This is a genomic window from Pseudomonas sp. R4-34-07 (assembly GCF_003852375.1).
Classification (GTDB): Bacteria; Pseudomonadota; Gammaproteobacteria; order Pseudomonadales; family Pseudomonadaceae; genus Aquipseudomonas.
The window spans coordinates 4,604,474-4,622,951 of record NZ_CP027760.1 but is presented as its reverse complement, the minus strand read 5'-3'; the positions used below and the strand labels follow the sequence as shown (position 1 = coordinate 4,622,951).

Sequence of the window (18,478 nt, the reverse complement as noted above, 5' to 3'; positions counted from 1 at the left end):
GCGCAGCACGGTGCTCTCTTAACCTGCGTCTCTACTCAGCACTCTGGATTTCTGCGATGGGTTCGCCTTCATTTTCCACGCGGCACTGCCGTCTTTCGCTCCTGGGCGTGGCTGTCGTCTGGTTGGCAGGATGTTCTTCCTGGGTCACCCATGTGCCGGCGCAACCGCACCCGCCGCGCATCGATGCCTTGAGCCGCCTGCCGCAGGGTGTGTCGGCCCAGGTTTTGCCCGACCGTTGGTGGCAGTTGTACAACGACCCCAAGCTCGACGCGCTGGTGCAGCAAGCGCTGGAACACAACCGCGACCTGGCGGCGGCGCAGGCCCATGTGCAGTCGATGCTGGCCGGCATCATGCAGGCCGACGCCGAGCGTTGGCCGTCCACCCAGGCGTCACTGGGCGCCGTCTACGGCAAGACTGCCGACGATCAGACCCTGGCCAAGGCTACCGACAGCCACGCACCGTCGCAGTGGGCCTTCAACCCTGGTTTCGAATTGGCTTACCAAGTGGATGTGTGGGGCCAGGTCCAGCGCAGCATTGAGCGGGCGCAGGTGCAAGCGGCGGCGGCTCAGGACGCCGAGGACTTGCTGCGCATCACCGTCGCCGCGCAAACCACCCGCGCCTACGTGAATGCCTGCGCCCTGGGCGCGCGCGCCAAAGTGCAGCGCCATTCACTGGAAGTGGTCGGGCGCAGCCTGGCGCTGACCGATCGCCAGCGTCAGGCCGGCGTGGTGACAGACCTTGAATACAGCCGCATGCAGGCCCTGCAGGGCGAAACCCTGGCCCTGTTGCCGATGCTGGAGGCGCGCCGCGAGTCGGCGTTGTATGAACTGGCGATGCTGACCGGCGTGGCTGACCTGGAGCAGGGTTCAGGCGCGGCGACGTGCGAAGTGGTACCGCAACTCAGTGCCGCGCTGCCGGTGGGCGATGGCTGGCAATTACTGGCGCGCCGCCCTGATATCCGTCAGGCCGAGCGAGCATTGCGAGCCGCCACCTTGCAAGTGGATATCGTCCAGGCCGACCTGTATCCGAAGGTGACTTTTGGCGCCTCCGTGTCTTCCTCGGCCAGCAAGTCCCATGAACTGGGGGACAGCAGCGCGGTGATGTTTGGCATCGGTCCGCTGATTACCTGGCAGTTCCCCAACTGGCGTGCCAACCGTGCGCGGGTCAACCAGGCGCGCGCGCTCGAGCAGGTGGAAGTCGCGCAATTCGAAAACAGCGTGCTCAGGGCGCTCAAGGACGTACGCCAGGCCCTGGCGCTGTACGACGGCGAGCGCCAGCGCCACGCCGCCTTGAGTCAGGCACTGGATAGCAGTCGGCATGCCTACAAGCTGGCGCAGTTCAACTACAACGCCGGCTCCATCGACTTTCTCGATGTGCTAGACAGCGAGCGTGAGCTGATCCGCCTGCAAGCCACGCGCGCCGATGCCGATGGCCAATTGCTGCAGCGCCAGATCAGCCTGTTTCGCGCCCTGGGGGGCGGTTGGCAATCCGCTTCCGCCCAGGCTCCGGCCGCTGCACTCACCCACGCTTCCGCCCATTTTTCCGGTACCCAGCCATGAATATCGCTGTTGATGAAAAAACCGCTGTGCAGGATGAGCAGGAGCATGTGCTCGAGCAGCTCATGCACGCCCGCAAGCAACGCCGCAAACGCAACCTGATCCTGCTCGGTGGCGCTGCGTTGTTGATCGCAGCGGTGGCGTTCGGCGTGTATTGGATGACCGTTGGGCGTTACCTGGAACAGACTGACGACGCCTACGTGCGTGCCGACTGGATCCCCATCAGCCCCAGGGTGTCCGGGTACGTAGCCCAGGTGTTGGTGGAGGATGACCAGCCCGTCAAGGCCGGGGATGTGCTGGTGCGCATCGAGGACCGTGACTATCAGGCGCGCTTGGCCCAAGCCCGTGCGGAGTTGGCGCAAGCACAAGCCTCGATTGCGGCCGAGCAGGCCAACCTGCACGTTACCGACAGCCTGATCGCACAGCAAAAGGCCGGCGTCGCCCAGGCCGAGGCGCATACCCGCAGCGTGGGGGCGGAGTTGCGCCGCGCCAGTCTGGATCAACATCGCTATGAAGGCCTGGTCCGCGAGCACGCCGCCAGCGCCCAGCGCCTGGAAAGCGCCGCGGCCAGTTACACCCAGGCCAGCGCCGCGGTGGACATTGCCCGGGCGATGCAGCGCCAGCAGGAAACCCGGCTGAATGTCGCCACTACCCGCCGCCAATTGGCCGATGCCTCGCTGCAGCAGCAGATAGCCCGGCGCGACCAGGCCGAGGCCCAGTTGAAACTGGCGACCCATGCGCTCGAAGACACCTTGATCCGCTCGCCGATCGACGGGGTAGTGGGGCAGCGCAAGGTGCGCACCCGCCAATATGTCGCGCCGGGCCTGCCGCTGCTGGCCGTGGTGCCCTTGCAGCAGGCCTACGTGGTGGCCAACTACAAGGAAACCCAATTGCGTGACATGCGCGCCGGGCAAACGGTGGATATCAGCGTCGACAGCTATTCAGGGCGCAAGCTCAAGGGCCATGTGGTGAGTCTTTCGCCCGGTTCGGGTGCGGTATTTGCGCTGCTGCCGTCGGACAACGCCACCGGCAACTTCACCAAGATCGTGCAGCGTTTTCCGGTGAAGATCGTGATCGATCAGCACGATGACGGCGGCCCCATCCTGCCGGGCATGTCGGTGATCACGACGGTGGATACCCGTCCTGCTGCCCAGGGCGCCGCGCATGACTGAGATTGGCGAGAAAACCGTCTCCTTTCGCGCCTGGGTGGCCGTGATCGGCGGGCTGTTCGGCTGTTTCATGGCCGGCATGAACGTGCACGTGACCAGCGCCGCGCTGCCGGAAATCGAAGGCTCGCTGGGGGCGACCTTTGAAGAAGGCTCGTGGATTTCCACGGCGTATCTGGTTGCGGAAATCGTCATGATCCCTCTGACCGCCTGGCTGGTGCAGGTGTTCTCCCTGCGCCGGGTGATGCTGGTGGGCTCGTTTGTATTTCTAGTGGCTTCCATTGCCTGCTCCTGGGCACCCAACCTGGAAGTGATGATCATCATTCGGGTGATCCAGGGCGCCGCCGGCGCGGTGCTGATCCCGTTGTCGTTCCAACTGATCATCACGGAACTGCCGCCCAGCAAGATCGCCATGGGCATGGCCCTGTTCGCCCTGTCCAACAGCGTGGCCCAGGCCGCCGGTCCGTCCATCGGCGGCTGGCTGACGGATGCGTATTCCTGGCGCTGGATTTTTTACCTGCAACTGGCCCCCGGCATTCTCCTGCTGCTGGCGGTGGCATGGTCCATCGATGCCAAACCCATGCAGTTGAGCCTGCTCAAGCGCGGTGACTGGGGCGGCATCCTGGCCATGATTGTCGGCCTCGGCGGGTTGCAGATCGTGCTTGAAGAAGGCGGGCGCAAGGACTGGTTCGGCTCCGATTTCATCGTATGGATGTCGCTCACCGCCGGCGTCGCCCTGGTGTATTTCGTGCTGTCACAGCTCTACGGCAGCCGCTCATTCATCAACCTGCGCCTGCTCAAGAGCTACAACTTCGGCGTGGCGAGCGCAGCGATGTTCATTTTTGGCGGGGCCACGTTCGGCCTGGTCTTTCTGGTGCCCAATTACCTGTCCCAACTGCAGGGCTACAACGCCCGGGAAATCGGGATCAGCCTGATTGCCTACGGCATGGTGCAACTGGTGCTGGCGCCGTTCATGCCGCGCCTGATGAAGTGGCTCAACCCGAAACTGATGGTTGCCAGCGGCTTTTTCATCATGGCCCTGGGCTGCTATCTCGGCGCGCATCTGGACATGGACAGCGCCGCCAACGTGATCATCCCGTCCACTGTGGTACGGGGCATCGGGCAACCGTTGATCATCGTGGCGCTTTCGGTGCTGGCCGTGTCCGGGTTGGCCAAGGATGAAGCCGGTTCTGCCTCCGCTCTGTTTTCCATGCTGCGCAACCTGGGCGGCGCCGTGGGCACTGCCGGGTTGACGCAGATCGTCGCCATGCGCGAGCGCTTTCATTCAGAGCGCGTCGGCGAGTCGATCACCATGTTTTCCCCGTCATTCCAGGAGCGCCTGCGCGCCGGCATGGCAGACAGCGAAGCCTTCGTCTTCAACCAACTGCTGCCCGCCCAGCAGCAAGTCCTCGAGGGCTTGATGCGTACCGTGCGCCGCGAGGCCTACCTGATGGCCTACAGCGATGCGTTCTACGTGTCCTGTATCGCCTTGGTCCTGTGTGGTGTGGCGGCATTGGCATTACGTCAACAAGCAAAGAATTGAATGCACATGGCCGGCAAATGATGCGCGGCGCTTCTCAGCAAACAAGAGGGAACTTGAATGGAAAAAAGGCGACAGGCCTGTTGACGGTTTAGTGGATTGCTAACTTAGCAATGACATGCAGTTTGCTAATGCTCGCGAAAAGCGAGTAGGTAAACTATCGCCCGACAAAGTTGATATTTAAAACTTTGCTCGGGCTTCTGTTGTTGTGTGTTTTGTAGTTTGGAAATATTTAGTATTATTTTTCCAGAAAACACTTGCCGATCGTTATGAGCTTCCTCTAAGTTTCGTCTTGCTTCGGCGGGTGACCGCTCGGTCTGCCGAAGATTCACCGTGTAACTTAATTAACATATATACCGTGCTGGCCGGTAATGGCGAGATAAGCCTGCGCATGCCTGAAAAAAGGCAGGTCGGTATATGTCGCGTGGCCTGAACGCAACTAAGCCTGATAAGGAAAGCACCATGGAAGATAAAAAGTCGCTATTGAACGCAAAGAAAACGGAACTGGGCAATCATCGGATTTTTGCTGAAATCAATTCATTGCCTGTCCTGCGCGCCTTTATGGAAACCCATGTCTTTGCCGTGTGGGATTTCATGTCCCTGGCCAAGCGCCTGCAACAGGACCTGACGTGTACTCGCCTGCCTTGGCTCCCACCACTGGACCCGGCGGCAGCTCACCTGATCAACGAAATCATCCTCGGCGAAGAGTCCGACCAGAACCTGCAGGGCGGTCACTACAGCCACTTCGAACTCTACCTGCATGCCATGCGTGAGGTTGGCGCCAGCACCGACAAGATCGAATTCTTCGTCAAGCTGATGCGTGAAGGCGTCGATCTGCAGACCGCGTTGGACCGTTGTGAAGCAGGCCTGGCGGCTTCCGCGTTCGTGACCGATACCATCGAAACCGCGATCAATGCGTCGACGCACAGTGTCGCCGCCGCGTTCCTGCATGGTCGCGAGAGCGTGATTCCGGAGATGTTCCAGCGCATTCTCGATGACTGGGACATCACTGCCGACGATGCCCCGACGTTCCGCTACTACCTGCAACGCCATATTGAAGTCGACTCCGAAGATCACGGCCCGGCGGCGGAAAGCCTGCTCGCGCGCCTAGTCAACGGTGATGCGCAACGCCAGGAAGAAGTGTATGAGTCGGCCATCGCTGCCGTGCAAAGTCGTCTGGCCTTGTGGGACAACTTGCGTGTCGCCATGCGTGAAAATGTCAGTGAGTGCGTGGCATGAACGTAGCAGTTATCGAAGCTGACCAGGCCCAATGGGTCGAGGTGACGTCTGAGCGCGGTATTACCCTGACGGTATTCAAGGACACCCTGGACCCGATCAATAAAACCGGTATTCGCACGCGATTGGTGCGCTTTCATCCGGGCGGTGGCACCCGTGAGATTTATACGCACGATTATCACGAAGAAGTGTATTTGATTGAAGGCGACCAGACAGAGTCAGCCAGTAAAGATCGCCCCGAGAAAACCTATCGCGATGGCGGTTACTTCTTCAGGGCGGCGCACACCGAACACGGGCCGTTCCATTCCGAAGACGGCTGTTTGTTGTTTGAAGTGCACTACTACTGATCATCATGAACAAAGGGAACGCTTCATGAGAGCTGAAGAATATCAATCATTTTCCGAGGCGTGGGAGGAGCGGGCGACGATTCGCACGCGACCGAGGCGTCGTTTGGAAGATGATGAAAAGTTAATATTCCCGATCAGTCGCCAACCGCTGGTAATGGGGGCAACGTTTATTCGCGAGTGTGCTCACTTGCAGCACTTCGTGCTCGTTCAAAGCTTGTACAAGTTCATTAACGATGTAGTGATTTTCGAAACGGAAATTGTCGACAGAACGGCCAGAAGCATTGCGAAAGATAACTTCGCCATCCGCTTTCCGTTTGCGTGTCGGTATGACGCGATGACGGTGGTAGTCGATGAGGACTACCACGCATTGGTGGCGATGGACTACATGCAACAGACCATCGAGCTGACCGGGATCGAGCCCATCACCTTGCCTGCGGAAATCGAACTCAGCCGGTCGATTCCCAAGGCCCTGGCAATGGCGCCCGAGCACCTCAAGGCAGCGGTTGAGCTGATCTGCGTTGCGGTTGCCGAAAATACCCTGACCAATGATGTCGCGGCATTTGCCCGGGACGATTCGGTCAAGGCATCGGTCAAGGGGTTGATGGCAGACCATCTGGCGGACGAGGGGCGGCACTCCGGCTTCTGGGCCAAGTTGACGCGCATTTACTGGAGCACGGCGAGCGAGGAGGACAAGCGCGCGCTGGCCGCGATCATGCCGGTGTTCCTCGCCGAGTACCTGACCAACGACATCCAGCAGGGGTTCGATTTCGCCTTGATCGAGCAGTTGCCGGTGAGCCCTACGGTCAAGGCGGCCTTGCGTGAGGAGGTCGAAGGCATGAGTTTTCCGATCACCCCGACGCATCCGCTGGTGGGCAACATCGTCCGATTCTTCAAACACAGCGCCATGCTCGACGCTCCCTGCATGCAGGAAGCGCTCGCCGATTATCTGCGCTAGAGGAGAACAGCCATGAGACACCTTGATATCGTTCTGTGCGGGCGCAGCCATGCGCTCGCCCGCCTTACGCAAGAGCTGGAGCAGATGGGCCATACGACGCATCTGCTGCCCACTGATAATGCTAATGAGCACTGCCGGTTACCGTCGCCGGACTTGCTGATCGATGATGCCAGCACGACAGGGGTCCCTCACTATCCGGCGTGTCACCGTCTATCGTTACGGATGCAGTCTGACGATGCCGGCGATGTGTCCGCGCCGTTGCACCTCGAATGCCTGTGGCGTGCGGGGGAGGGCGATTGGATGACGCTGGGGCGCCGTGAAGTCGGCGCCGATACGGCCGGCAATGGTGCGGACCAGGCGCACGAAGCCATCGTGCAGATGGTGGAAATGGCCAGCGTGCACATTGGCCGCTACTCGCGCAGTGCCGACTACCTCGAGGCGCCGCGCGAACCAGTGAAGGCGCTCGACCGCCTGCTGAGCCTGACCCGGCTTGATCAATTGGCCTGGCAGCATCGCCACAATGCCACTGCCGCCATCGGGGTGCTGCAGGAAGCCCGGCAACCCTTCGTACAGCGGCTGGCCGACAGTCTGCTGGCCAATGCCGAGCGCACTGCCTTGAAAGTCGATGGGCAAGGCATGTCGTATGCGCAACTGCACGCCTACAGCGTGGCCATCCAGGAGCGCCTGCAGCCTTTGCTTCAATCCCGGGCCGGGGAGTTGACCGTGATCGGCATCTCCTTGTCCAAAGGAACGGCGCTGTATGCCGCGATTCTCGCAGTGATTGGCTGTGGGGCCGTGTACCTGCCGCTTGACCCGAACCATCCCGAAGAGCGCCGTGGGGCGATCCTCAAGCATGCCAAAGCCAGCTTGCTGATCCAGGACACCGACGCTGGCAACCCGCTCCCGGGCCTGGCGATTCTGGACATCAGCCACCTGGATTTCTTCCACCATGGCGCCAAAGGTTACAGCCGCGTGGCCCTGGCTCCGCATCAAAGCCTGCTGCGCGTGCCGCTGGCAGGGGCGGCGCCTTGTGTGGCGATCTACACCTCAGGCACCACCGGGCAACCCAAGGGCGTATTACTGACGGTCGACAACCTGAGCCACTTTTGCGCATGGTATGCCCGTTATGTGGAACTGGATCGCCATAGCCGCGCCTTGCAGTTTTCCACGATCAATTTCGATGCCTCGTTGCTGGACATCTTCCCGACGCTGATCCAGGGCGCGGAGTTGATCGTACCCACCGAGGATCAGCGCCGTGATCCTGTGGCGCTGGCCGAATTGATTCAGCAGGAGCACGTGACGCATGCCTTCCTGCCACCGGCCTTGCTCAGCATCCTTGCGCTCGAATCGCTGTACGGCATGCAGCATTTGGTGACAGGCGGCGATGTGTGCGAGCCCCATGTCATCGAGCAACTGGCGGGGCAGTGCCAATTGCATAACATCTACGGGCCCACCGAGACGACCGTGCTTGCCACATGCCGCACTTTCCTGCCCGGCGACAACAATCGCAACCTTGGCGTGCCGATCGCCAATACCGCGATTTACCTGCTCGATGAGCAGGGGCAGCCGGTAGGGCAAAGTGGCAGCGGCGAGATCCACATCGCCGGGCCAGGGGTGGGCCTGGGTTATCTGGACGCCGTGCAAATGACTGCCGAGCGTTACCGCCTGCACGAATTGCCCGATGGTCAGCTGTTGCGTTTGTACCGCACCGGCGACCTGGCGCGCTGGACGTCAGACGGCATCCAGATCATCGGGCGCCTGGATAACCAGGTGAAGATTCGCGGTTTTCGTGTCGAGCCGGAAGAAATCGAACACTTGCTGCAATCGAGCCAGTTGTTTCGCCAATTGGCGGTGGTGATCGATCAACAGCGGCGCATCCTGGCGTTTTTCTCCCAGCCCCACGGCGGTGACGGACACGCGGCCAGCGAACAGTTGCAGGCTTACGCACTCAAGCACTTGCCCGATTACATGCGCCCCAGCGCCTACTGCCTGCTGGACCGCCTGCCGGCCACGGCCAACGGCAAAGTCGACCGCAAGGCCTTGAAGAATCTTCCCGTCAATTACAAAACCCAGGGGCCACGCCAAGCGCCGCAGAACCTTACCCAGGAAACGTTGCTCGGGTTGTGGGCCACACTGCTCGACATGCCCGGTGCCGACATCTCGGTGGATGACAGCTTCTTCAACCTCGGCGGCCACTCAATCCTGTTGTCGCAAATGCTCATGGGCATTCGCGAGAAGTTCGGCAAGGGCGTTTCGATCAATCGTTTTATCGAACAGCCGACCCTGATCAACCTCGCCAAGCTCATCGACCAGGACGTGGAGGCCACGGCCACGGTCAGCCCTCAGGCCTTGCGTGACGCGATGCTGCGACCTGAGCTGGACGTGTTGCCGATCAGCCGCCTGGGCAACCTGCACAAGGTCATCGTCACCGGTTCCAATGGGTTTCTGGGGGTGCACATCGTCGAAGCGCTGCTGGAGCTGGGCAGCACCGAAGTGGCGTGCCTGGTGCGCGAATCAGCAGGAATGAGCGCCCAGCAGCGTTTCGAGCAGGCCTTGATTCAGAACCGTCTGGAGCACCTGGACTTGAGCCGCGTAAGGGTGTTGGCGGCGGATATCAGCCAGCCTCGACTGGGGCTGTCGCAGGCTGATTATGAGTGGCTGGACCGTGAATACGGCGTGTTGATCTATAACGCGGCCAACGTCAACCATGTGCTCGACTATGAGTCGCTGGTCAAGGACAACGTCACCCCCGTGCTGGAATGCCTGCAGCTGTGTGAAGGGCGCAGCAAGAAGGTGTTCAATTTCATTTCCACCTTGTCGGCTTCCAGCACGGTGGATGCGCAGGGGCGCGTGTTGGAAGAACCGCCGGCGTTCACGCCGCCGATCTACATTCGCAATGGCTACAACCTTTCCAAGTGGGTGGCTGAGCGCATCTTGTGGAACGCCAGTGAGTCGGGGGTGTGGGTCAACCTCTATCGTCCGGGCAACATTGCCTTCAATACGCGGACCGGTGTGTGCCAGCCCCATCAGAACCGGTTGATGCTGATGCTCAAAGGCTCATTGCAGCTTAAGGAAGTGCCTGAGCTGGCGCTGAACTTCGACCTGATGCCGGTGGACTTTCTCGCTCGGTTCATTGCGTTTCATGCCAGCCGACATAACCGCTCCAAGGCGGTCTTCAACTTGCACAACCCGTTGCCCCTGAGCTGGGCGCACTACCTGGAGGCGTTTCGCGCCGCTGGTCACGATTTCCAGATGGTCCCGGTGACACAATGGCAGCAGCGCCTGTCGGCGATCGACAGTGACAACGCGTTATTCGGTGTAGTCGGCTTTTACCTCAATGGGTTTGAGGAAGACATCGGCGATATCTCGATGATCGAATACCGCAATGCGCTCTCAGGCATCCGTAGCATGGGTGAAGACTACCCGGCCAAGAACAGTGCGCTGCTGCAAAAAGGCTGCGACTACCTCAAGCAAATCGATTTCATCTAAAGCACAAACAAGGAGCTGTCTCATGCAACATTTTGAACCCGATACCCTGGTGCGCAACCCCGTGGGCAACCCTGTGGTCGCCAGCGTCAGCGTCAATGGCGACGCGCGCAGCGTGTGGAATATCGTCGGTGACTTTTCCGGTTTCGCAAAATTCATTCCGGCGCTGTCCCACATCGAAATGACCGGGGAGGGCGTGCGCTCGGTACGCAAGAAGCTGTTCAAGGACGGCAACGTGGTGATCGAGCAACTCAACAGTCATGACAACGACGGCATGACCATGACCTGGTCGCTGATTTACACCTCACTGAATATCGGCAACCTGTGGGCCGTCATGCAAGTGGAACCGCAAGGCCCGAATCAAAGCCTGGCGACCTGGACCATCATCGGTGAGCCCTACACCGGTGGCCCGGAGGACGTGCCGGCGTTCGAGGCGTTCCTGCAAGGGTTCGCCGATGATGCGATGAGCAATGTCCAGAAGCTGTTTGCCTGACCACTTGCACCACCCCGCGAATGCCTGGGTATTCGCGGGGCACCAATCCCGCCGTCATCCCCCCGCAAAATGCCCCGTGCAAGGCCAGATTAGGCTTTTGAATCCATTCGATATTCTGTAGCCTTGCGCAGCTTCAGCTTTACCCGTGCTTGATGAATACACACTTCGTCCGGCGGCGCCCGAAGGGCTCCTGAGCCGGTGGTACACTCGACTTTCGCGCTACTGCGCCTGCAGGTCTTGCGAACATGACGCACATTTCCGAACGCCTACTGGTTCAAGCCCACCTCGACGCCAAGCAGCCCAAGGCCCTCAGCGCCGATGAAGAGGCGAGCCTGCGGGCCGCCATCGCCGCCGAGCTTAAAGCGCAGGACGCGGTGCTGGTCGCCCACTTCTACTGTGACCCGGTGATTCAGGCCTTGGCCGAACAAACCGGTGGCTGCGTTTCCGACTCCCTGGAAATGGCGCGCTTCGGCGCTGCTCACCCGGCCAAGACCGTGCTGGTGGCGGGGGTGCGGTTCATGGGCGAAACCGCGAAAATTCTGACCCCTGAAAAACGTATCCTGATGCCGACCCTGGAAGCCACCTGCTCCCTGGACCTTGGGTGCCCGGTGGATGAGTTTTCCGCCTTCTGCGATCAACACCCCGAGCGCACGGTGGTGGTCTACGCCAACACCTCGGCGGCGGTCAAAGCCCGCGCCGATTGGGTGGTGACCTCCAGTTGCGCACTGGAGATCGTCGAAAGCCTGATGGATAACGGCGAGACGATTATCTGGGGCCCGGACAAACACCTGGGCACCTACATCCAGCGCCAGACCGGTGCCGACATGCTGCTGTGGGACGGTGCGTGCATCGTCCACGAAGAGTTCAAGTCCAAGCAGCTGGAAGACATGAAGGCGCTGTATCCGGACGCCGCGATCCTGGTGCACCCGGAGTCGCCGACAGCGGTTATCGAATTGGCACACGCCGTCGGTTCCACCAGCCAGCTGATTGCCGCGGCACAACGGTTGCCGAACAAGACGTTCATCGTCGCCACTGACCGCGGCATCTTCTACAAGATGCAGCAGCTGTGCCCGGACAAGGTCTTCATCGAAGCGCCTACCGCCGGTAACGGCGCCGCGTGCCGCAGTTGCGCGCACTGCCCGTGGATGGCGATGAACACCCTGGAACGCACGCTGCAATGTCTGCGCGAGGGCAGTAACGAAATATTCGTCGAGCCGTCAGTGATCCCGCAGGCGGTACGCCCGCTCAAACGCATGTTGGACTTCACCCAGGCGGCGCGCCTCAAACTGGCCGGCAACGCGTGACTCGAGGCTGACATGAATAAAAATGTGGGAGGGGGCTTGCTCCCGATAGCGGTGTGACAGTCACTCTATATTTTGACTGAACCACTGCTATCGGGAGCAAGCCCCCTCCCACATTTCGGTCTCCGCTATTGTGCGATTATTTTTTCTGCTTCGGGATACGCACCAGCTGCGTGTCCGAATAGATGTCATGCCAACTGCGCTTGTGCTTATCGAATAGCGACCAGATAAATCCCAGCCCTACACACAGCCACGAGGCGATCGACACCACAAAGCGCAACAGCGCCTGCCACAGACTGATGCGCGAGCCATCGGCGTTCTGCACGCGCACGCCCCACACCTGCATGCCCAGGGTCTGCCCGGAGTGGGTCCAGAATTTGGCGAAGAAACCGAACAACACAAACAGCAGAAGGGTCGATAGCAGCGGGTCACCGTCCAGGGCGCCGGATTCGGTAAGGCTGCGCATCTTCGCTTCGCCGACGAAGGCGATCCATACCAGCTTGTAGATAAACGCGGTGACGATCAGCAGCGCGGTGCATAAAAGAAAATCATAGAACATCGCTGCCAGTCGACGGCCCAGGCCAACTGCGGGGAACTCGCCTTGGGGGCTCAACAGGGCTTTGGGCATGGCAGGGCTCTCTGGGAAAACTGCAGTTTACGCAATGGCGCCCATAAAAAAGCCCCTGATGTCATATCAGGGGCTTTTTGTCGCAGGAAGGATCAGCCTTCTGCTTGTACTTCGTCAGCTTGCATGCCTTTCTGGCCTTGCACGGCAACGAAGGTTACTTTCTGGCCTTCTTTCAGGCTCTTGAACCCGTTGCCCTGGATAGCGCGGAAATGCACGAACAGATCCGGACCGCTTTCTGGCGTGATAAAACCAAACCCTTTTTCGTCGTTGAACCACTTGACGGTACCGCTCTGACGTTCAGCCATTTTCTTCTTTCCTTTGACGCTAAAAATTAATGACAGCCCCTTTCACATGAAAGAGTACTGGGCTGGGTTGCAGGAAAGTAAGAGACGTCGAACGGGTTGTAGCACTACTACTTCAGCTACTGCCCAGGTCCAGGTTCCAAGCGACCCATGCAAACACAGTGGAGAAACTCTACGCCAACTAATATGAAAAAAACAAGCCCTGCCAAACAGCCCGGGATTGCTCGGGCTGATGACAGTTTTGTTGAAGTTGCGCAGCTGCCTTATTCGATAGATTCGATCACTTGTTATAGGGAAAAACCCCGAACAATTACTATCACGCGTGCACTGTTATATGGCGCTTGCGTTACAGTTTAGTGCACGGCACGCAAGTGCGTTACTTATTGAAACAAACATTCAGCCGCGGAAGTAACGCTGCGGCACGAATGGCATTTTACTTACACGCAATGGCACCTTTTTCCCACGCACCAACGCAGAGACTTCGGTATCCAGTGTGACAAATGCGCTGTCCAGGTACCCCATCGCCAGCGGGCCGCCCAAGCTTGGGCCAAAGCCTCCGCTGCACACGCTGCCGATCACCGTGCCCTGTTCATCAACGATTTGTGCACCTTCACGCACCGGGGTGCGCTCCTGGGGCAGCAAGCCTACGCGTTTGCGGCCTACGCCCGTTTGCTGCTGGGTGAAGATCCGGTCTGCGCCCGGGAAGCCGCCGGCACGCGCGCCATCGGCACGGCGGGCCTTGGAGATGGCCCACAACAGGCTGGCTTCAATCGGGGTGGTGTCGGTGTTCATGTCATGGCCGTACAGGCACAAGCCCGCTTCCAGGCGCAGGGAGTCACGAGCGCCCAGGCCGATCGCCTGTACTTCGGCCTCGGCCAGCAGGCTGCGAGCCAGGCTTTCGGCGTTTTCAGCCGGTACGGAGATTTCAAAACCGTCTTCCCCGGTGTAGCCGGAGCGGCTGACGTAGCAGTCCACGCCCAACAGCCGCAGGGAGGCAAACTGCATGAACGTCATCTCGTTGACTTGCGGTGCCAGGCGCGCCAGCACCTTCACCGCCGCCGGGCCTTGCAGGGCCAGCAGCGCGCGCTCTTCGAACAGCGGTTCGATGCTGCACTGGTCGCCGATGTGCGCGCGCAGGTGTGCCAGGTCCTGATCCTTGCAGGCGGCGTTGACCACCAGGAACAGTTCGTCGTTGCCCAGGTTGGCCACCATCAGGTCGTCGAGAATGCCGCCCTGGTCATTGGTGAACATCGCGTAGCGCTGCATGCCTACCGGCAGGTCGATGATGTCGACCGGTACCAGGGTTTCCAGGGCCTTGGCGGCGTTGGCGCCGGTCAGGCGGATCTGGCCCATGTGCGATACATCGAACAACCCGGCCTGTTCACGGGTGTGCAAGTGTTCCTTCATTACGCCCAACGGGTACTGCACCGGCATGTCGTAGCCGGCGAAGGGCACCATGCGCGCGCCCAGCTCGATGTGCAGGGCGTGCAATGGGGTTTTCAACAGGGTTTCGGTGGACATGTTCAGCTCCTGAAAAACGTGCCGGCGCGGTCAGGCGTCAGCACTCGATAATGTTGACCGCCAAACCGCCACGGGCGGTTTCCTTGTATTTACTCTTCATATCGGCGCCGGTCTGGCGCATGGTGCGGATCACTTTGTCGAGGGACACAAAATGTTGCCCATCGCCGCGCAAGGCCATGCGCACGGCGTTGATCGCCTTGACCGAGCCCATGGCATTGCGCTCGATGCAGGGCACCTGCACCAACCCGCCAATCGGGTCGCAGGTCAGGCCGAGGTTGTGTTCCATGCCGATCTCGGCGGCGTTTTCCACCTGTGACACGCTGCCGCCCAGCACTTCGCAGAGCGCGCCGGCGGCCATGGAAAAGGCCACGCCGACCTCGCCCTCGCAACCGACTCCGGCGCCGGAGATCGAGGCGTTTTCGTTAGTCAGCATCACCTGGCTGATGGACAGCCCGTAGGTGGCGCAATGGCCGAGCAAGTCCTTGGCATGTTTGAAAGGGAAGGTCAGTGGGGTGGCATCCTCGACAATTCGGTCGGCGCCGGCCGCGTCTTCATCCACCACGAAACCGCCGCCGACCGAGTAGTACTCGCGGCTGCGCACCTGGATGCCGGCGGCATCGAAGGCGCGAAAAATCATGCCGTTGGGATGGTAGGCGAGGGGTTTGCGAATCATCGCCAGGCGTGCGGCCACAGTTTCGGTATTCACGGTGTCCGGGTGCTCGCCTTCCAGGCCGAGCAGCACGGCTTTGTCGCTGCCGTGGCCTTTGCCGGTGGCGCCGAGCGAGCCATAGAGTTCCACCTTGATGCTGTGGGTGGCGCTCAGCAGGTTGTCACGCTTGAGCCCTTCGACGAAACGAGCGGCGGCGCGCATCGGGCCGACGGTGTGGGAACTGGAAGGGCCGATGCCAATCTTGAACAGGTCGAACACGCTTAAAGACATGAGTTGTTCTCCGGTTTCTTATTATGTATCGGGTGGACTCGGTCAGTGTGGGAGGGGGCTTGCTCCCGATGGCGGTTGTACATTCAACCTATCTGTTGACTGACACTCCGTCATCGGGAGCAAGCCCCCTCCCACCTTTCAAGCGAGTACACCCCCGAAGTTACGCGTAGCTTTCGATCGATGGACATGCGCAAACCAGGTTGCGGTCGCCAAACACGTTGTCGACCCGGCCCACCGGCGGCCAGTACTTGCCTTCGATCAGCGACGCAACCGGGTACACCGCCTGCTCGCGGCTGTACGGATGGCTCCACTCGCCCACCAGTTCCGCCGCAGTGTGCGGAGCGTTCTTGAGCGGGTTGTCGTCCTTGTCCAGCGTGCCGTTTTCCACTGCGCGGATTTCTTCGCGAATGGCGATCATGGCATCGCAGAAGCGGTCCAGTTCTTCCTTGGATTCACTTTCGGTCGGCTCGATCATCAAGGTGCCGGCCACCGGGAACGACATGGTCGGCGCATGGAAGCCGAAGTCGATCAGGCGCTTGGCCACGTCATCCACGCTGATGCCGCTGCTGTCTTTCAACGGGCGCAGGTCGAGGATGCATTCATGCGCCACCAGGCCATTGCTGCCGGTGTACAGCACGGGATAGTGCTCTTCCAGGCGACGGGAAATGTAGTTGGCATTCAGGATCGCCAACTGTGAGGCGCGCTTGAGGCCGGCGCCGCCCATCATGCTGATGTACATCCAGGTGATCGGCAGGATGCTCGCGCTGCCGAAAGGCGCTGCGCACACGGCGCCTTCCTTGCGTTCCATGGCCGCATGGCCAGGCAGGAACGGCGTGAGGTGCGACTTGACGCCAATCGGGCCAACGCCCGGGCCGCCACCGCCGTGGGGGATGCAGAAGGTTTTGTGCAGGTTCAGGTGGGACACATCGCCGCCGAACTTGCCCGGCGCGCAGAGGCCGACCATCGCGTTCATGTTGGCGCCGTCGATGTACACCTGGCCGCCGTTGTCGTGAATGATCGCGCAGATGTCGCGGATGCCTTCTTCGAACACGCCGTGGGTGGACGGGTAGGTGATCATCAGCGCGGCGAGGTGCTCGCGGTGTTCGATGGCCTTGGCGCGCAGGTCTTCGATGTCGACGTTGCCACGCGCGTCGCAGGCGGTGACCACCACGCGCATACCGGCCATGTTGGCGGTCGCCGGGTTGGTGCCGTGGGCCGACGAGGGGATCAGGCAGATGTCGCGACGCGCTTCGCCACGGCTCTGGTGATAGGCGCGGATGGCCAGCAGGCCGGCGTATTCGCCCTGGGAGCCGGCGTTCGGCTGCAGGGAAATCGCGTCGTAGCCGGTGGCCGCGCAGAGCATGGCTTCCAGGTCCGAGGTCAGTTGCAGGTAGCCGGCGCTCTGTTCGGCCGGGGCGAACGGGTGCAGGGCGCCGAATTCGGCCCAGGTCACCGGGATCATTTCGCTGGCGGCGTTGAGCTTCATGGTGCACGAGCCCAGCGGGATCATGGTGCGATCCAACGCCAGGTCCTTGTCGGCCAGCTTGCGCAGGTAGCGCATCAGCTCGGTTTCCGAGTGGTAGCGGTTGAACACCGGGTGGCTGAGGATCGGCGACTGGCGCAGCAAGGCGCTTGGCAAAGTGCTTTCAGTGGCGGCGAAGGCAGGCAGCGCCTTGCCGTCGGCGAAGATCGCCCACAAGGCTTGGATATCCGCCTGGGTCGTGGTTTCGTCGACCGACAGGCCGACACGCTCGGTGTCCACCACGCGCAGGTTGATGCGCTGGGCACGGGCCTTGTCGTGCAGGGCGGCAGTGTTGGCGCCGGTGTTGAGGGTCAGGGTGTCGAAGAAGTGCTGTTGTTCGACCTTCAGGCCCAGAGCGGTCAGGCCCCTGGCCAGGATCGCGGTCAGCTGGTGAATGCGCTGGGCGATCTGGGTCAAGCCTTTGGGGCCGTGGTACACGGCGTACATGCTGGCGATGTTGGCCAGCAGCACTTGGGCGGTGCAGATGTTGCTGGTGGCTTTCTCGCGACGGATGTGTTGTTCGCGGGTCTGCATGGCCAGGCGCAGGGCCGGCTTGCCGAAGCGGTCTACCGAGACACCGACCAGACGGCCCGGCATGTCGCGCTTGAACGCGTCCTTGGTGGAGAAGTACGCCGCATGCGGGCCGCCAAAGCCCAATGGCACGCCGAAGCGTTGCGCGCTGCCGATGGCCACGTCGGCGCCGAACTCGCCCGGCGGGGTCAGCAAGGTCAAGGCCAGCAAGTCGGCGGCCACGGCGACTAGGGCGTTGGCGGCGTGGAAACGCTCGGTCAGTTCGCGGTAATCAAACACGTCACCATTGCTGGCCGGGTATTGCAGCAGGGCACCGAAGAACGGGCTGACGTCGGTCAGTTCGCGCTCATCGCCCACTACTACGTCGATGCCCAACGGCTCGGCACGGGTGCGCAGCACGTCGAGGGTTTGCGGGTGGCTGTGCACCGAAGCGAAGAACGCGTTGCTGCCCTTGTTCTTGCTCAGGCGCTTGCAGAAGGTCATGGCTTCGGCGGCGGCGGTGGCTTCGTCGAGCAGGGAGGCGTTGGCGATCGGCAGGCCGGTGAGGTCGCTGATCAGGGTCTGGAAATTCAACAGCGCTTCCAGGCGGCCCTGGGAAATCTCTGGCTGGTACGGTGTGTAGGCGGTGTACCAGGCCGGGTTTTCCAACAGGTTGCGCAGGATCGGCGACGGCGTATGGCAGTTGTAGTAGCCCTGGCCGATGTAGGTTTTGAACAGTTGGTTCTGGCTGGCGATGGCCTTGATTTTGGCCAGGGCCTCGGCTTCGCTCAGGCCGTCTTCCAGGCCAAGCACGCTGGTGCCCTTGATGCTTTCCGGGATCACGCTGGCGCTCAGGGCTTCCAGGGAATCGAAGCCCAGGCTCGCGAGCATCTGCTGCTCATCTTCCTGGCGCGGGCCGATGTGACGGGCGATGAATTCGTTGGCGGTGCTCAAGTTGATCGTCATGGCGCGCTC

General features: G+C 61.0%; 14 protein-coding genes. 9 read left to right on the top strand and 5 right to left on the bottom strand.

Going from position 1 to position 18,478, the window contains the following annotated elements; translation table 11 throughout:
• Positions 1–56: 56 nt before the first annotated feature.
• The 9 genes from C4J85_RS21295 (at position 57) to nadA (ending at position 12,083) form a co-directional block, all read left to right on the top strand.
• The gene (locus C4J85_RS21295) at positions 57–1,559 is read left to right on the top strand and encodes a TolC family protein (protein WP_124408027.1); all 1,503 of its coding nucleotides are present in this window, start codon (positions 57–59) and stop codon (positions 1,557–1,559) included.
• Positions 1,556–2,728, top strand: coding sequence for an HlyD family secretion protein (locus C4J85_RS21290; protein WP_124410652.1), 1,173 nt, complete (start codon positions 1,556–1,558; stop codon positions 2,726–2,728). Before C4J85_RS21295 ends, C4J85_RS21290 begins: the two co-directional genes overlap by 4 nt.
• Positions 2,721–4,265: a DHA2 family efflux MFS transporter permease subunit gene (locus C4J85_RS21285; RefSeq protein ID WP_124410651.1), complete on the top strand. Its 1,545-nt coding sequence runs from the start codon at positions 2,721–2,723 to the stop codon at positions 4,263–4,265. The genes C4J85_RS21290 and C4J85_RS21285 overlap by 8 nt, the downstream gene beginning before the upstream one ends.
• Positions 4,266–4,724: 459 nt before the next feature.
• Entirely contained in the window at positions 4,725–5,501 is a 777-nt protein-coding gene (locus C4J85_RS21280; protein WP_124410650.1) for a DUF3050 domain-containing protein, read from the top strand.
• On the top strand, positions 5,498–5,845 hold the full coding sequence (locus tag C4J85_RS21275) for a DUF4437 domain-containing protein (protein ID WP_124405133.1): 348 nt from the start codon (positions 5,498–5,500) through the stop codon (positions 5,843–5,845). Before C4J85_RS21280 ends, C4J85_RS21275 begins: the two co-directional genes overlap by 4 nt.
• A gap of 25 nt (positions 5,846–5,870) precedes the next feature.
• Positions 5,871–6,800, top strand: coding sequence for a diiron oxygenase (locus C4J85_RS21270; RefSeq protein WP_124364171.1), 930 nt, complete (start codon positions 5,871–5,873; stop codon positions 6,798–6,800).
• Positions 6,801–6,812: 12 nt separating this feature from the next.
• Positions 6,813–10,289 (top strand): amino acid adenylation domain-containing protein, encoded by a 3,477-nt coding sequence (locus C4J85_RS21265; protein WP_124410649.1) that lies wholly within the window; start codon positions 6,813–6,815, stop codon positions 10,287–10,289.
• Positions 10,290–10,311: 22 nt separating this feature from the next.
• The gene (locus C4J85_RS21260) at positions 10,312–10,779 is read left to right on the top strand and encodes an SRPBCC family protein (protein WP_124410648.1); all 468 of its coding nucleotides are present in this window, start codon (positions 10,312–10,314) and stop codon (positions 10,777–10,779) included.
• 245 nt (positions 10,780–11,024) lie between these two features.
• Complete coding sequence (nadA, locus tag C4J85_RS21255) at positions 11,025–12,083, top strand: quinolinate synthase NadA (protein WP_124410647.1); 1,059 nt, start codon at positions 11,025–11,027, stop codon at positions 12,081–12,083.
• 136 nt (positions 12,084–12,219) lie between these two features.
• On the opposite strand, the gene C4J85_RS21250 is transcribed toward nadA, so the two are convergent.
• The 5 genes from C4J85_RS21250 to gcvP form a co-directional block, all read right to left on the bottom strand.
• Complete coding sequence (locus tag C4J85_RS21250; RefSeq protein ID WP_124405129.1) at positions 12,220–12,708, bottom strand: RDD family protein; 489 nt, start codon at positions 12,706–12,708, stop codon at positions 12,220–12,222.
• A 92-nt stretch (positions 12,709–12,800) separates the two neighbouring features.
• On the bottom strand, positions 12,801–13,013 hold the full coding sequence (locus C4J85_RS21245; protein WP_003365337.1) for a cold-shock protein: 213 nt from the start codon (positions 13,011–13,013) through the stop codon (positions 12,801–12,803).
• 393 nt (positions 13,014–13,406) lie between these two features.
• The gene (gene gcvT, locus C4J85_RS21240; protein ID WP_124368153.1) at positions 13,407–14,531 is read right to left on the bottom strand and encodes a glycine cleavage system aminomethyltransferase GcvT; all 1,125 of its coding nucleotides are present in this window, start codon (positions 14,529–14,531) and stop codon (positions 13,407–13,409) included.
• A gap of 37 nt (positions 14,532–14,568) precedes the next feature.
• Complete coding sequence (locus tag C4J85_RS21235; RefSeq protein ID WP_124410646.1) at positions 14,569–15,471, bottom strand: L-serine ammonia-lyase, iron-sulfur-dependent, subunit alpha; 903 nt, start codon at positions 15,469–15,471, stop codon at positions 14,569–14,571.
• 160 nt (positions 15,472–15,631) lie between these two features.
• Positions 15,632–18,469 carry an aminomethyl-transferring glycine dehydrogenase gene (gene gcvP, locus C4J85_RS21230; RefSeq protein WP_124410645.1) on the bottom strand — a complete coding sequence of 946 codons (2,838 nt, stop codon included), beginning with the start codon at positions 18,467–18,469 and terminating at the stop codon, positions 15,632–15,634.
• Positions 18,470–18,478: the final 9 nt, after the last annotated feature.

What these genes read in the sequence shown, in the direction of transcription:
- C4J85_RS21295 (WP_124408027.1), top strand. Translation starts at nt 57, where the DNA reads ATGGGTTCGCCTTCATTTTCCACGCGGCACTGCCGTCTTTCGCTCCTG.
- C4J85_RS21290 (WP_124410652.1), top strand. Translation starts at nt 1,556, where the DNA reads ATGAATATCGCTGTTGATGAAAAAACCGCTGTGCAGGATGAGCAGGAG.
- C4J85_RS21285 (WP_124410651.1), top strand. Translation starts at nt 2,721, where the DNA reads ATGACTGAGATTGGCGAGAAAACCGTCTCCTTTCGCGCCTGGGTGGCC.
- C4J85_RS21280 (WP_124410650.1), top strand. Translation starts at nt 4,725, where the DNA reads ATGGAAGATAAAAAGTCGCTATTGAACGCAAAGAAAACGGAACTGGGC.
- C4J85_RS21275 (WP_124405133.1), top strand. Translation starts at nt 5,498, where the DNA reads ATGAACGTAGCAGTTATCGAAGCTGACCAGGCCCAATGGGTCGAGGTG.
- C4J85_RS21270 (WP_124364171.1), top strand. Translation starts at nt 5,871, where the DNA reads ATGAGAGCTGAAGAATATCAATCATTTTCCGAGGCGTGGGAGGAGCGG.
- C4J85_RS21265 (WP_124410649.1), top strand. Translation starts at nt 6,813, where the DNA reads ATGAGACACCTTGATATCGTTCTGTGCGGGCGCAGCCATGCGCTCGCC.
- C4J85_RS21260 (WP_124410648.1), top strand. Translation starts at nt 10,312, where the DNA reads ATGCAACATTTTGAACCCGATACCCTGGTGCGCAACCCCGTGGGCAAC.
- nadA (WP_124410647.1), top strand. Translation starts at nt 11,025, where the DNA reads ATGACGCACATTTCCGAACGCCTACTGGTTCAAGCCCACCTCGACGCC.
- C4J85_RS21250 (WP_124405129.1), bottom strand. Translation starts at nt 12,708, where the DNA reads ATGCCCAAAGCCCTGTTGAGCCCCCAAGGCGAGTTCCCCGCAGTTGGC.
- C4J85_RS21245 (WP_003365337.1), bottom strand. Translation starts at nt 13,013, where the DNA reads ATGGCTGAACGTCAGAGCGGTACCGTCAAGTGGTTCAACGACGAAAAA.
- gcvT (WP_124368153.1), bottom strand. Translation starts at nt 14,531, where the DNA reads ATGTCCACCGAAACCCTGTTGAAAACCCCATTGCACGCCCTGCACATC.
- C4J85_RS21235 (WP_124410646.1), bottom strand. Translation starts at nt 15,471, where the DNA reads ATGTCTTTAAGCGTGTTCGACCTGTTCAAGATTGGCATCGGCCCTTCC.
- gcvP (WP_124410645.1), bottom strand. Translation starts at nt 18,469, where the DNA reads ATGACGATCAACTTGAGCACCGCCAACGAATTCATCGCCCGTCACATC.